Below are 12,811 nucleotides of genomic sequence, written 5' to 3' on the forward strand. Positions count from 1 at the left end.
TGTCGTATACCGTTCATTCCAAGCAATGGCTCTCACCGGTCATTGCTCGTTTTTTATTTGATCGAAGTTAAGAGGGACGTTGTCATGATAATGATACAAGATACGATTGCCGCCATTTCGACAGCCGTCGGAGAGGGCGGCATTGCCGTTATTCGGGTCAGCGGGCCGGACGCCGTCGATGCGTGCGCCCGGTATTTCCGCTCGAAATCGAATATTGCCGAGGCCGATTCGCATACGGTGCATTATGGCCACATCGTGGATCCGCGTTCCGGCGAAACGGTGGAGGAGATCCTGCTTACGGTCATGCGCGGGCCGCGGTCGTTCACCGCGGAAGACGTCGTCGAGCTGAGCACCCACGGCGGCGTCGTGGCCGTTAAGCGCGTGCTGGAGCTGCTGCTGCGCGCCGGCGAGATTCGGCTGGCGGAGCCGGGCGAGTTCACGAAGCGCGCGTTCCTGAACGGGCGAATCGACCTGACGCAGGCGGAGGCCGTTATCGACTTGATCCGTTCGAAGTCGGACCGCGCCTTCTCCGTGGCGCTCAAACAATCGGAGGGAACGCTGTCGAAGAAGGTCAAGGCCCTCCGGCATGGGCTGATCGAACTGCTGGCCCATATCGAGGTGAACATCGATTATCCGGAGCATGACGTGGAGTCGATGACCAACGCCTATATCCGGGAACGCTGCGGTGACGCCTGCGGCGAAATCGACAGGTTGTTAAAAACGGCCGCCGAAGGCAAGATATTACGAGAAGGCATCGTCACGGCGATCGTCGGACGCCCGAATGTCGGGAAGTCGTCGCTGCTCAATGCGCTCGTCCAGGAAAACAAAGCGATCGTCACGGATATTCCGGGCACGACCCGGGACGTGATCGAAGAATATATGACGCTCGGCGGCATTCCGCTGCGGCTGCTGGATACGGCGGGTATTCGCGAGACCGCCGACGTGGTCGAGCGGATCGGCGTGGAACGATCGCGCACGGCGCTCGAGGAGGCGGATTTGATCCTGCTCGTGCTGAACGCGAGCGAACCGCTCCATCCGGGCGACCGCGAGCTGATGGAGCAGCTAAGCGGACGGCCGGTCGTGGTGCTGCTGAACAAGACGGATCTGCCGGCGAAGCTGGACGCGTCGGAAGTCGAGTCGCGATTCCCGGCGGATGCGGTCGTGCGGATGTCCGTGCTGAACGAGCAGGGGCTTGACGAGCTGGAAGGGGTCATCAAACGGATGTTCTTCGGCGGCGAGCTGGAATCCGCGGATTTGACCTATGTCAGCAATGTTCGGCACATCGCGCTGCTTAATCAAGCGCGCCAGTCGCTGGTCGACGCGATCGACGCGACGGAGAGCGGCATTCCGATTGATATCGTGCAAATTGACGTGCGAACGGCGTGGGAGCAATTGGGCGAAATGATAGGAGACTCGGTAGCCGAGTCGCTCATCGACCAAATTTTCTCGCAGTTCTGTTTAGGTAAATAATTAATTAGTGTCCGAAAGGCAAGGAGGGGTAGAGAAATGGGTTATCAAGCCGGAAATTTCGACGTTATCGTCGTCGGAGCGGGCCATGCGGGCTGCGAAGCGGCGCTGGCGTCCGCGCGGATGGGCGCGGAGACGCTGCTGCTGACGATTAATCTGGATATGGTGGCGTTCATGCCGTGCAATCCGTCGATCGGCGGACCTGCGAAAGGCCACGTGGTGCGGGAGATCGATGCGCTCGGGGGCGAGATGGGCCGGAACATCGACAAGACATTCATTCAAATGCGGATGCTGAATACGGGGAAGGGTCCGGCGGTTCACGCGCTGCGGGCGCAAGCCGATAAATTCTTGTACCAGCATTTCATGAAGAAGACGATCGAGGAGACCGAGCATCTGACGCTGCGGCAGGGGATGGCGGAGGATCTGATCATCGAGGACGGCGCGTGCGTCGGCATCGTGACGAAGACCGGCGCAGAATATCGCGCGAAGGCGGTCGTCGTGACGACGGGAACGTATCTGCGCGGCAAAGTGATCATGGGCGAACTCATGTACGAGAGCGGCCCGAACAATCAGCAGCCATCGATTAAACTGTCGGAGAGCCTGCGCAATCTGGGTCTGCAGCTCGTACGGTTCAAGACCGGCACGCCGCCGCGGGTGCATGGGGATACGATCGACTTCTCGAAGACGGAGATTCAGCCGGGCGACGAGAAGCCGAAGTTCTTCTCGTACGAGACGGAATACTCCGATAACGAACAGCTGCCGTGCTGGCTGACCTACACGTCCGAAGAGACGCACCGGATCATCAGCGACAATCTGCACCGGGCGCCGATGTTCTCGGGCGCGATCGAAGGGACGGGACCTAAGTATTGCCCGTCCATCGAGGATAAGATCGTTCGCTTCGCGGATAAGCCGAAGCATCAGATCTTCCTGGAGCCGGAAGGCAAAAACACGTCCGAATATTACGTGCAAGGGCTGTCCACGAGCATGCCGGAGGACGTGCAGCTGCAAATTCTCCGTTCGATTCCAGGTTTGGAAAATGTTGAAATGATGCGCACCGGCTATGCGATCGAATACGACGCGGTCGTGCCGACGCAGCTGTGGCCGACATTGGAGACGAAGGTCGTTCCGGGCCTCTTCACGGCGGGGCAGATTAACGGCACGTCCGGCTACGAAGAAGCGGCCGGACAGGGGATTATGGCCGGCATTAATGCCGGGCGCAAAGTACTGGGGCAGACGCCGGTCATCATCGATCGTTCGCAAGGTTATATCGGCGTCATGATCGACGACCTGGTCACGAAAGGAACGACGGAGCCTTACCGGCTGTTGACCTCGCGTGCCGAATATCGCCTGCTGCTGCGTCATGACAACGCGGATCTGCGGCTAACGCCTACCGGCTACGAGATCGGCTTGATCTCGGAAGAGCGGTACGCCAAGTTCACGACCAAGAAAGCCATGGTGGAGCAGGAAATCGATCGCCTGAAGGCGGTGAAGGTGCGACCGGATGAGGACGTTCTGCAGCTGTTGGAGGAGATCGGCACGGCGCCGATTCAGCAATCGACGGACGCGCTGTCGCTGCTTCGCCGTCCGGAGTTCATGTACGAGCATGTCGAACGGTTATCGCAGTCGCCGGAGGCGCTGACGGAGGATATGAAGGAGCAAGTTGAAATTCAAATCAAGTACGCCGGTTATATCGAGAAACAGCAGATTCAGGTGGAGCGGCTGGCGAAGATGGAAAAGAAGCGGATTCCGGACGATATCGACTATAGCGTCGTGACGAACCTGTCCAAGGAAGCGAAAGCGAACCTGTCTACGATTCGGCCGCTCTCGATCGGCCAAGCTTCCCGGATCGGCGGGGTGACGCCAGCGGATATTTCCATTCTGCTCGTCTACTTGGAACATTACAATAAGGTCATCGCAGCACGGGGGTAATCATGAATCCGACTGAGACTTGGTTTGCGGAGCTGCTGAAGGAGCGGGGAGTGGCGCTAACGCCGCTCCAGCTGCAGCAGTTTCAAAGGTACTTCGAACTGCTCGTCGAGTGGAACGAAAAAATGAATTTGACGGGCATCACGGATAGGGAAGCGGTATACGAAAAGCATTTCTATGACTCCGTAACCCTTTCTTTCTTTATGCGGATGGATGAGTTCGCTTCGATCGCGGATATTGGATCCGGGGCGGGCTTTCCCAGCCTGCCGCTTAAAATCTGCTTCCCGCATCTGAAGGTGACGATCGTCGATTCACTGAATAAACGGATTCAGTTTCTTCGTCATGTCGTCGAGACGCTTAAACTGGAGAACGTGAGCTGCGTTCATGGAAGAGCGGAGGATATCGGGCGGATGCCGGAGCTTCGCGATGCCTTTGACCTGGTAACGGCGCGTGCGGTTGCGCGGTTAAGCGGACTCAATGAATTGTGCCTGCCCTTCGCCAAGAAGGGCGGAACGTTTGCGGCGATGAAAGGCTCGGATCCCGCGGAAGAGACGCAAGAAGCCAAACGAAGCTTGCGCGAATTAAAGAGCGAGTATAGGGAAACCCATCATCTTAAGCTTCCGTTCGAGCAGTCCGATCGTCACATCATCATCATCCGCAAGCTTGCGGAAACGCCATCCAAATACCCTCGAAAAGTGGGCTTACCGTTGAAGCAGCCGATCCTCTAACTGAAACGGAAAATGTTTCACGTGGAACAAATTTGTCACCGGATATTTGTTCAGTTTATCGCGCTGTCAAGCAGGAAATCATCTTTCAGCCGACGAATGATATAGAAACGACAAACTCGGCATTTTGAAATCGGGTGGTATGTTGACGCTATGAAAGAACAATTCTCACGTTTATTCGGTTTGGGCGATCAGAAGACTACAAACCAAGATGAAGTGAAGCAGATTCCGGTCGCTGAAGTAGATACGAGTCCGTATCAGCCGCGAACCGTATTCGACGATGACCGGATTGACGAGCTCAGCCAAACGATTCGGACGCATGGCATTATCCAGCCGATCGTCGTGCGGGTACGCAACGGCAGATACGAAATCATCGCGGGCGAACGCCGTTTCCGCGCCGTAAAGAAGCTAGGGCTTGAAACGATACCGGCCATTATTCGAGAATTCAACGATTCCCAAGCGGCCTCCATCGCGTTGATCGAGAACCTTCAGCGGGAAGGTCTTACTTCCATTGAAGAAGCCGTGGCTTATCAGAAGCTGATCGAACTACATAACTTGACGCAGGAGAGTCTTGCTCAGCGGCTTGGTAAAAGCCAATCGACCATCGCGAATAAGATCCGGCTGCTCAGTCTCGGCGACACTGTCAAAGGCGCCTTGATGGAACGGAAGATAACGGAACGACATGCCAGGGCGCTGCTATCGCTCGACTCGGAAGAGTTGCAACTGAAAGTGCTAGACGATATTATTACTAAAGAGCTTAACGTGAAACAGACGGAGGCCAGGGTCGCCTTTTATAAGGAAGCGGTTCAGACGGCTGCCAAAAAAGCAAAACGAATTTCATTCACGAAGGATGTTCGGCTTGCCTTAAATACCATTCGCCAATCGATCGACATGGTTTCGGGGTCCGGCTTGCAGATCAAAACCAACGAGCAGGACTACGAGGACCATTACGAAATCGTCATTAAAATTCCAAAACGTTAATATGCTTCGCCGACGGCCGTCCGGAATACAGGGACGGCATCGTCATTTTTATCTATTGGAATTACAACCTGACTTTCTAGCGGAGATTGGTAGAATAGAGACACGTTTCATTCAGCTTCAATAAGTTTTCAGCATAGAGGTGAACGGTTTGTCTAAAACGATCGCAATAACGAACCAGAAGGGCGGTGTCGGAAAAACGACGACGTCCGTCAACCTGGGCGCATGTCTGGCTTCGCTGGGCAAGAAGGTACTGCTGGTCGATATCGATCCGCAAGGGAATACGACGAGCGGGATCGGAATCAACAAAGCAGACGTCGCGCATTGCATATACGATGTGCTTATTAACGATGTGCATCCGAACGATGCTACCTGTTCGACCAATATCGACGGTTTGAACATCATTCCCGCGACCATTCAATTGGCAGGAGCGGAGATTGAGCTCGTGCCGACGATTTCCCGCGAGCAGCGGCTTAAGAAGTCGCTTGCCATGGTGAAGAATCAGTATGATTATATTTTGATCGATTGCCCGCCTTCGCTTGGCATTCTGACCATCAATTCGTTGACGGCTTCGGATTCCGTCATCATTCCGATTCAATGCGAATATTACGCGCTGGAAGGCTTGAGCCAGCTCTTAAATACAGTTCGTCTCGTGCAGAAGCATCTGAATACGTCCCTTCAGATTGAAGGCGTATTGCTGACGATGTTCGATGCGCGGACAAATCTTGGCATTCAAGTCATTGAAGAAGTGAAAAAGTATTTTCAGCAAAAGGTGTATCAAACCATCATCCCGCGTAATGTACGCTTAAGCGAAGCGCCTTCGCACGGGCAGTCCATTATTACGTACGATCCTCGATCCAAAGGGGCGGAGGTTTATCTTGAACTCGCGAAGGAAGTGATCATGTATGAGCAAGCGGCTAGGTAGAGGGCTGGATGCGCTTATTCCATCGCTTTCCGTCAGCGAAGAAGATAAGGTCATCGAAGTTTCGCTTGCGCAACTGAGACCGAATCCGTATCAGCCCCGCAAGACGTTTGACGACGAAGCGATCAAGGAATTAGCCGAGTCCATCAAACAGCATGGCGTCATTCAGCCGATCATCGTTCGCACGGTGTTGAAGGGGTATGAGATCATTGCGGGCGAGCGTCGTTTCCGTGCTTCGCAGCTGTGCGGCAACACGACGATTCCGGCCGTTGTCCGGAATTTCTCTGATCTGCAAGTCATGGAGATTGCGCTCATCGAGAATCTGCAGCGCGAGGATTTGAACGCGATCGAGCTTTCGCAGGCGTATCAGGCGCTGATGGATAAATTTAATCTGACGCAGGAAGAATTATCGATGAAGGTTGGCAAGTCCAGATCGCATATCGCCAACTTTTTGAGACTGCTGACGCTGCCTGAACAGATCAAGGAAAATGTTTCACGTGGAACATTGTCCATGGGTCATGCGAGAGCAATCGTGGGCGTGAAGGAAGATGTTCGGAAGAAGGAATTGGCCGAGCTGACGATCGCCAACGAATGGAGCGTTCGGCAGCTGGAGGAAGCGATCAAAAATTTGGATCAGCCCGTTCCGCCGAAAGAGAAGGAACCGGTCTCTAATAAGAAGCGAGATCCGTACATTAACGAGGTGGAAGAGTCACTTCGGGAACGGTTCAAGACGACGGTCCGAATCAAGCAGGCAAAGGACAAGGGCCGAATCGAACTGATGTACTATAACAAACAGGATCTGGAACGGTTGCTCGAACTGCTTCAACAGCTGTCATAAATTCAATAAATACCCATAGATAGCATACTTGATTGGCGTGTTTTGATACAGGGCCGCCAATCCGGTATGCTATTGTTAGCATTGAGCGAAGGGAGGCGGGATCGTGGAGGAACAGAAGAAGGACAAGCCGTACGTGTATTTGGACCATGCCGCCACTTCATGGCCGAAGCCTCCTGCTGTGATCGAAGCCGTGAAGGAGGCTATGGAACGGGATAGCGCCAACCCGGGCCGTGGAAGTCATGCCATGGCGGTCCGCGCAAGCCGGGTCCTGTTCGATGCCCGCAAAGCGCTTGCCAAACTATTCGCGGTGAAGAATCCGAACGATATCGCGTTCGCACTGAACACGACGATGGCGCTCAACACGGCAATCAAGGGGTTCTTGAAACCGGGCGATCACGTCATCGCCACCGCCGTAGAACATAACTCCGTCCGGAGGCCGCTCGAATATTTGAAGAAGCTGGGCATTATCGAAGTGACCTACGTGGAGCCGAACGCTGAAGGACTGTTGGATGCCAAAGAGGTGGAGAACGCTTTTCGGGCGAATACGCGGCTTGCCGTCGTGAACCACAGCTCCAATCTGCTCGGTTCGATCATGCCGGTGGGCGACATTGGGACGATCACCCGAAGGCGAGGCGCGAAGCTGCTCGTCGATGCGGCGCAGACCGCTGGTCTGCTGGAGATCGACGTCGAAGCGATGGGGATCGATATGCTGGCGTTTCCAGGGCATAAAGGACTGTTGGGGCCGCAAGGGACCGGCGGGCTGTACATTCATCCGGAACTCGACTTGGAGCCCCTGATGCATGGGGGGACGGGCAGTCAGTCGGAGTCGATCGAACAACCGGCGGTGCGTCCGGACCGCTACGAAGCCGGCACCCAGAACACGGCCGGCATCGCCGGGCTGCAGGCAGGGGTACGCCATGTACTGCATGAGACCGTCCAAAACATCCATACTAAAGAAATGACGCTTGCGCAACAAATGATGGAGGGACTGCTTGCCGTCGGCGGCGTACGCGTGCTCGGACCGGGGCTAGGTAAGCCGAGAACGGGAATCGTGTCATTCGTTCTGGAGGGAGCGGATCCGTCGGAGATCGGGTTTATATTGGATCAGCATTACAATATCGCCGTGCGGACGGGCTTTCATTGTACGCCGTTGGCGCATGGGACGGCAGGAACGTTGGATACGGGAGCGATACGCGCGAGCGTAGGGTGCTTTACGACGTCGGAAGAAGTGGGAGCCTTCGTTGAGGCCGTGAACGAAATAGGCCGACATTACAGCTAAAGAGCACCGAATGGGGAGAGAAACGAAACATGGATCAATGGATTGAACGGCCGTTCGACTGGGCGATGGCCGGAATGCTTGCCGGACTGATCGTAATCGTATTGCTGCTGCTTATCCGAAATTTCGTGCTGGGCAGTAAGTTGAAGAAGCTGAGGAAGAGCTACACGCAATTCATGAACGGGTCGAGCGTCGAGAATTTGGAATCCGTCATCATTGATTTAAAACAGCAGTTGGACGATCAGGAAGAGCAGCAGCGAAGCTTGAAGCAGTCGGTCGATGGCCTAATGGAAGCCGTGCGAAAAAAACGGGGCAATATCGGCATTCATCGCTACAATGCCTTTGCGGAACGCGGCAGCGACTTCAGCTTCTCCGTCGCGTTCGTTAATGACGACAAGGACGGCATGGTCCTAAGCGGACTCCATGGCCGAGAAAATACGTTCGTGTACGCGAAGCCGGTCAAAGAGGGACAGTCCGCCTATGCGCTGACCCCCGAAGAGCTCGAAGCGATCAATCTGGCGTTGCGGCAGGATAAGTAGCGGTACGGGTGCACTTCATGATGGACGAGAATAAGCTGTGAGCGATGATGTCGGCCATGCGCATGACGAGGTGCAGGCGAGTATTCTGCAGGACGAAATATTCCATGAAACCGCCAACGTTGACGATGCCGGTGATATGAATGTCGCCGACAGGGGGGAGGTCTTTGTTGACGCCCGCGCCGGGACGAACCGGACCCGTGCCGACTTGGATGCAGCCGACGCTCGCGGCTTGGCCGAGACAAGCGTCGATGCCGACGATGAACGGCTTGCGCACGCGCTTGTTGATCTCGATCAGCGTGTCATCCAGATTCATGGCGTGAACCGGTTCTTCCAAAGTGCCGTACAGGTCGAAGAACGGACTTCTGTACTTGCCTAGGGAGGTGCCGACGAGCGGGCCGAGCGAATCGCCCGTGGAACGGTCGGTGCCCACGCACACGACGACGATGCGGCGATCGGGGGACACGGTGTCCAAGAGATACGTCATGCGATTGATGAGAAGACCGGTAATGTTGGGCTCCGTGTAGGGCACCTTCAGCGGCGTTTCTTTCATTCCTGGCAGTTTCATAGATTCCCCTCCCGCAAAACTCTATGAATAATCGGCGAAATGCAGCGGCGTTCGTTATCGATTTGATAGAACTGCCGGGCTCACGCTTGGTTACTAGTATATGGATGGGACAACCATTTTATACTTGCCCGCGGGCAGAAAAGTTCAATAACGATCCGGTAAGGAGGCGAGCGGGGTGCTGATCGCGTTCGACTCGACCCAGCAGGCATTGCGGGCCGAGATGCTATTAGAATATGCCGATATTGAAATAGACATCTGCCCCACGCCGAAGCAGATTACGGCCGGCTGCGCGCTATCGATTCAATTTCCGGAAGCGGATTTACTAGTGGTCCAGGACGTCATCGAGCAGGAAAAGGTGGAGATCCGGGGCATCTACAAGCTGGTGGAGGATCGATACGAAGCCGTCGCCAGGTAAGGACGGCCTCGCCACGCGGGGAATTGATACAGAGGAGGAGCGGATGGAGATGGAGAGGAAGCAGTTTGAGCTTGGCGATATCGTGCAGATGAAGAAACAGCACCCGTGCGGCACGAATGAAATGGAAATCATCCGCATGGGAATGGACATCCGCATCAAATGCACGGGCTGCAAGCACAGCGTACTGATTCCGCGCGCGAAGTTCGAAAAGAACCTTAAAAAGGTGCTTCGTTCCGCGGCGGAACGGCAGCAAGACGAGGGACAAAATAATTTGTCGGCCGAGTAAAAAAAGGCTTGCAATCGGACAAGCCGCGTGTTAAGATAATCCTTGCTGACTGACAAGACACATGGAGAGGTACCCAAGAGGCCCAAGGGGGCTGACTCGAAATCAGCTAGGCGTGTCACAGCGTGCGTGGGTTCGAATCCCACCCTCTCCGCCATTAGCCCTTACAAAGACGAAGCGATCCGATCCGGATCGCTTTTTTTGATGTTCCGGCGAAGGTGGCCCGTTTTCTCGTCCTGAGTTCCAGTAAGAGAGCTCGATGAGCATGTGGGGATGGCTGCGACTTTGGACTTTGGAAACAATGAAGGGCCAGCGTCGTCACGTATACCGTATGCCGTTTGATAAGGAATGGTCGTTCGCGTTCTGCCTGAAGAAAGGATGAGCAGACGGTGAAAGTAGAGGCGTTCTAAGGCGTATGAAAGGCGTCGGCCGATCGTTGGAATAGAGAAGAGCCTGGAACAGATTCGGGAGCGCTAGGGGCCACTACGGGCCTCAGGAGGGGGCTCGTTAGATGGTGGTGGGAAGGAAAGTGCACCAACGAGGGAGAGGCACAGGAACGCCACGTAGAGGATGATGAGGGAACGCTTGAACGGTGAAGGCTAAGGTAAGGGTAAGAGTAGACACGAATACGATTCGAGCAGACGAACTGTCGATGAAGCCAATGACCAGTATAGCCAGACATAATCGGCGGTTGTTTGGGGTTCCATCGGTGAAGCCGCCGTTACGAAGCGCAGCGAACCGCGCCACTTGCGAGTTCCTCCGGAGAACAGGAAAAAAGGGCTCTTGCGAGCCCTTTTCCCGACGGTGCGTTCGTTTTGTAGAAATAACAGTCATCACAAAGCTTTCGTCGAAACCTCGGTTCACCGGTATACGGTGCTGTGTGTTACAGACAAGTGTCTTTGGCACGACCCTCCGCTTCTATGCTGAGTGGACAGAATCTCCTTGAGGCACAAGCACATTGACGTTCAATGGAACCACACCTCTCACTTGTTCACCGTCATGAATTATAATGCTCCGGAACCGAGGGCTTTATGCACCCCGATTTTCGAATTTCTTTAACGATGATTCATTCGCTTCCACTTGCGGTCTTTATTGGACGTCATCGGAAACCGATCGCCCTTCTTCAGATGCACCTTCTGCGGGTCGTTCACGCCCATATGGAACGAAGCCTCGCCGATCTCGATGTACGTGCCGTCGTTCGGCGCGTGATCGCCCGGCCGGAATTCCGTCCATTCGCCCATTGTCCTGCACCTCCAGCTGATGGCTTCTATAAAGGGGGAAGAAAACCCCGAACCTTAGCTTGCTTCGATCGGATGCGGGACATGAACGGAAGAATGCGGGAGGACATGCAATCATTCCGCACTTGTCAAGCGGGTACCAAATTTGATATAGTATTCAGGTATGCGAGAAAGAATAATTCTAGCTCGCTCCTTGCTCCCTTACGGGGGCCGCATAGTCCAAGAGGAGGTGAATCAAATGCGCAACTACGAAGTGATGTACATCATTCGTCCGGATGTGGAACAGGAAGCGGTTCAAGCGCTGACGGAAAAGTTCCAAGCAATCATCACGAACGGCGGGGAGATCACGAAGCATGACGTGATCGGCAAGCGCCGTCTTGCGTACGAGATCAATAAAATTCGTGACGGCATTTACGTGCTGGTTAATTTCACCGCAACGGCTGAAGTTGTGAATGAGCTTGACCGCGTCATGAAAATCACGGATGAAGTTATCCGTGTCCTGATCACGAAAGATGTAGCTTAGTCTCATCGAACGCAAGCGATGTTTTGATTGGAGGCGATAAACGATGTTGAACCGCGTTATTCTCATCGGCAGATTAACAAGGGATCCCGAAATGCGTTATACGCCGGCAGGCGTTGCGGTAACGCAATTTACGCTTGCGGTGGATCGCCCGTTTTCGAGCGGCGGACAAGGCGGCGAACGCGAACGTGAAGCGGATTTCATTCCGATCGTAACGTGGCGCCAGCTGGCCGAGACGTGCGCCAACTACTTGCGCAAAGGACGTTTGGCTGCGGTCGAAGGCCGCATGCAGGTTCGGAACTACGAGAACAACGAAGGCAAGCGCGTCTACGTGACGGAAGTCATTGCCGATAACGTGCGTTTCTTGGAATCCCCGAATCGCGACAACGGTCCTCGCGAGGAAGGCGGCTATAGCGGCGGAAGCGGAGGCGGCGGCAACTATGGCGGAGGTCAAGGCGGCTACGGCGGCGGAGGCCAAGGTCAAGGGGGCGGCGGCGGTTCGCAAGGCGGCGGACGTTCGGGAGGCACTCGGAACAACAACGGCCGTGATCCGTTCTCGGATGACGGGCGCCCGATCGATATATCGGAAGATGATTTGCCATTCTAAACGAAAGGACGGATGAACATGAGCTTTAAGCAAAGAGACGGTGGCGACGAGCGTCCAGAACGCAAATTCGGCGGCCGCAAAGGCCGTAACAAGCGCCGTAAAGTATGTTTCTTCACCGCTAACAAAATTACGCACATCGATTATAAAGATACGGACCTGCTCCGTAAATTTATCAGCGAGCGCGGCAAAATCCTGCCTCGCCGTGTAACGGGAACGAGCGCAAAGTACCAACGCCTGCTGACGATCGCGATCAAGCGTTCGCGTCAAGTAGCGCTGTTGCCATACACGACGGAATAGATCGTACGACCAAGAAGGCAGCCGACATGGCTGCCTTTTTTGCGTTTGCGGATAGAAAATGATGCCGGATCCGGGAAGGATGCGCACAATAAAAGCGAAGAAGTCCGTACCGAGAAAAGAAACAAAGTCGATTTCAAGTCCAAAGATCAAGACCGATCAATACCGAGCTCATCTCACCTAGGATCGTGAGGGACACGCAGCCTGCAGCGCGGGAG

Annotated in this window: 15 protein-coding genes and 1 tRNA gene; 14 read left to right on the plus strand and 2 right to left on the minus strand. The window is 54.8% G+C overall.

The window, feature by feature from the left end:
• Window positions 1–90: 90 nt before the first annotated feature.
• The 8 genes from mnmE to I8J29_RS22955 all read left to right on the plus strand — a co-directional run bounded on the left by mnmE (window position 91) and on the right by I8J29_RS22955 (window position 8,671).
• The gene (gene mnmE, locus I8J29_RS22920; RefSeq protein ID WP_208849836.1) at window positions 91–1,470 is read left to right on the plus strand and encodes a tRNA uridine-5-carboxymethylaminomethyl(34) synthesis GTPase MnmE; all 1,380 of its coding nucleotides are present in this window, start codon (window positions 91–93) and stop codon (window positions 1,468–1,470) included.
• A gap of 36 nt (window positions 1,471–1,506) precedes the next feature.
• Window positions 1,507–3,396: a tRNA uridine-5-carboxymethylaminomethyl(34) synthesis enzyme MnmG gene (gene mnmG, locus I8J29_RS22925; RefSeq protein WP_208849790.1), complete on the plus strand. Its 1,890-nt coding sequence runs from the start codon at window positions 1,507–1,509 to the stop codon at window positions 3,394–3,396.
• Window positions 3,397–3,398: 2 nt separating this feature from the next.
• On the plus strand, window positions 3,399–4,121 hold the full coding sequence (gene rsmG / locus I8J29_RS22930) for a 16S rRNA (guanine(527)-N(7))-methyltransferase RsmG (protein ID WP_208849791.1): 723 nt from the start codon (window positions 3,399–3,401) through the stop codon (window positions 4,119–4,121).
• A 150-nt stretch (window positions 4,122–4,271) separates the two neighbouring features.
• The gene (gene noc / locus I8J29_RS22935; protein ID WP_208849792.1) at window positions 4,272–5,099 is read left to right on the plus strand and encodes a nucleoid occlusion protein; all 828 of its coding nucleotides are present in this window, start codon (window positions 4,272–4,274) and stop codon (window positions 5,097–5,099) included.
• A gap of 148 nt (window positions 5,100–5,247) precedes the next feature.
• Window positions 5,248–6,021, plus strand: a complete 774-nt coding sequence (locus I8J29_RS22940; RefSeq protein ID WP_090649270.1) for a ParA family protein — start codon at window positions 5,248–5,250, stop codon at window positions 6,019–6,021.
• Window positions 6,002–6,856, plus strand: a complete 855-nt coding sequence (locus I8J29_RS22945; protein WP_208849793.1) for a ParB/RepB/Spo0J family partition protein — start codon at window positions 6,002–6,004, stop codon at window positions 6,854–6,856. Before I8J29_RS22940 ends, I8J29_RS22945 begins: the two co-directional genes overlap by 20 nt.
• A gap of 103 nt (window positions 6,857–6,959) precedes the next feature.
• On the plus strand, window positions 6,960–8,135 hold the full coding sequence (locus I8J29_RS22950) for an aminotransferase class V-fold PLP-dependent enzyme (protein WP_208849794.1): 1,176 nt from the start codon (window positions 6,960–6,962) through the stop codon (window positions 8,133–8,135).
• A 29-nt stretch (window positions 8,136–8,164) separates the two neighbouring features.
• Window positions 8,165–8,671, plus strand: a complete 507-nt coding sequence (locus I8J29_RS22955; protein ID WP_090649263.1) for a DUF4446 family protein — start codon at window positions 8,165–8,167, stop codon at window positions 8,669–8,671.
• Here I8J29_RS22955 and yyaC read toward each other — a convergent pair.
• Window positions 8,643–9,236, minus strand: coding sequence for a spore protease YyaC (gene yyaC / locus I8J29_RS22960; RefSeq protein WP_208849795.1), 594 nt, complete (start codon window positions 9,234–9,236; stop codon window positions 8,643–8,645). The two genes, I8J29_RS22955 and yyaC, sit on opposite strands and share 29 nt — an antisense overlap.
• 175 nt (window positions 9,237–9,411) lie before the next feature.
• Between yyaC and I8J29_RS22965 the strand changes: the two genes are divergently transcribed.
• From I8J29_RS22965 to I8J29_RS22975, 3 genes are all read left to right on the plus strand, one after another.
• Complete coding sequence (locus I8J29_RS22965) at window positions 9,412–9,651, plus strand: putative Se/S carrier protein (protein ID WP_208849796.1); 240 nt, start codon at window positions 9,412–9,414, stop codon at window positions 9,649–9,651.
• A 49-nt stretch (window positions 9,652–9,700) separates the two neighbouring features.
• Entirely contained in the window at window positions 9,701–9,937 is a 237-nt protein-coding gene (locus I8J29_RS22970; RefSeq protein ID WP_208849797.1) for a DUF951 domain-containing protein, read from the plus strand.
• Window positions 9,938–10,000: 63 nt separating this feature from the next.
• A tRNA-Ser gene (locus tag I8J29_RS22975) sits at window positions 10,001–10,091 on the plus strand.
• Window positions 10,092–10,989: 898 nt separating this feature from the next.
• On the opposite strand, the gene I8J29_RS22980 is transcribed toward I8J29_RS22975, so the two are convergent.
• Window positions 10,990–11,175: a YjzC family protein gene (locus tag I8J29_RS22980; protein WP_090649253.1), complete on the minus strand. Its 186-nt coding sequence runs from the start codon at window positions 11,173–11,175 to the stop codon at window positions 10,990–10,992.
• Window positions 11,176–11,410: 235 nt separating this feature from the next.
• On the opposite strand from I8J29_RS22980, the gene rpsF reads away from it, so the two are divergent.
• The 3 genes from rpsF to rpsR are packed head-to-tail and all read left to right on the plus strand — an operon-like array spanning window position 11,411 to window position 12,596.
• Window positions 11,411–11,695: a 30S ribosomal protein S6 gene (gene rpsF / locus I8J29_RS22985; protein WP_090649250.1), complete on the plus strand. Its 285-nt coding sequence runs from the start codon at window positions 11,411–11,413 to the stop codon at window positions 11,693–11,695.
• A gap of 43 nt (window positions 11,696–11,738) precedes the next feature.
• Complete coding sequence (locus I8J29_RS22990) at window positions 11,739–12,299, plus strand: single-stranded DNA-binding protein (protein WP_208849798.1); 561 nt, start codon at window positions 11,739–11,741, stop codon at window positions 12,297–12,299.
• An 18-nt stretch (window positions 12,300–12,317) separates the two neighbouring features.
• Window positions 12,318–12,596: a 30S ribosomal protein S18 gene (rpsR, locus tag I8J29_RS22995; RefSeq protein WP_090649321.1), complete on the plus strand. Its 279-nt coding sequence runs from the start codon at window positions 12,318–12,320 to the stop codon at window positions 12,594–12,596.
• Window positions 12,597–12,811: the final 215 nt, after the last annotated feature.

This window comes from Paenibacillus artemisiicola, from assembly GCF_017652985.1.
GTDB classification, from domain to species: domain Bacteria; phylum Bacillota; class Bacilli; order Paenibacillales; family Paenibacillaceae; genus Paenibacillus_Z; species Paenibacillus_Z artemisiicola.

What these genes read in the sequence shown, in the direction of transcription:
- mnmE (WP_208849836.1), top strand. Translation starts at nt 91, where the DNA reads ATGATACAAGATACGATTGCCGCCATTTCGACAGCCGTCGGAGAGGGC.
- mnmG (WP_208849790.1), top strand. Translation starts at nt 1,507, where the DNA reads ATGGGTTATCAAGCCGGAAATTTCGACGTTATCGTCGTCGGAGCGGGC.
- rsmG (WP_208849791.1), top strand. Translation starts at nt 3,399, where the DNA reads ATGAATCCGACTGAGACTTGGTTTGCGGAGCTGCTGAAGGAGCGGGGA.
- noc (WP_208849792.1), top strand. Translation starts at nt 4,272, where the DNA reads ATGAAAGAACAATTCTCACGTTTATTCGGTTTGGGCGATCAGAAGACT.
- I8J29_RS22945 (WP_208849793.1), top strand. Translation starts at nt 6,002, where the DNA reads ATGAGCAAGCGGCTAGGTAGAGGGCTGGATGCGCTTATTCCATCGCTT.
- I8J29_RS22955 (WP_090649263.1), top strand. Translation starts at nt 8,165, where the DNA reads ATGGATCAATGGATTGAACGGCCGTTCGACTGGGCGATGGCCGGAATG.
- yyaC (WP_208849795.1), bottom strand. Translation starts at nt 9,236, where the DNA reads ATGAAACTGCCAGGAATGAAAGAAACGCCGCTGAAGGTGCCCTACACG.
- I8J29_RS22970 (WP_208849797.1), top strand. Translation starts at nt 9,701, where the DNA reads ATGGAGAGGAAGCAGTTTGAGCTTGGCGATATCGTGCAGATGAAGAAA.
- I8J29_RS22980 (WP_090649253.1), bottom strand. Translation starts at nt 11,175, where the DNA reads ATGGGCGAATGGACGGAATTCCGGCCGGGCGATCACGCGCCGAACGAC.
- rpsF (WP_090649250.1), top strand. Translation starts at nt 11,411, where the DNA reads ATGCGCAACTACGAAGTGATGTACATCATTCGTCCGGATGTGGAACAG.
- I8J29_RS22990 (WP_208849798.1), top strand. Translation starts at nt 11,739, where the DNA reads ATGTTGAACCGCGTTATTCTCATCGGCAGATTAACAAGGGATCCCGAA.
- rpsR (WP_090649321.1), top strand. Translation starts at nt 12,318, where the DNA reads ATGAGCTTTAAGCAAAGAGACGGTGGCGACGAGCGTCCAGAACGCAAA.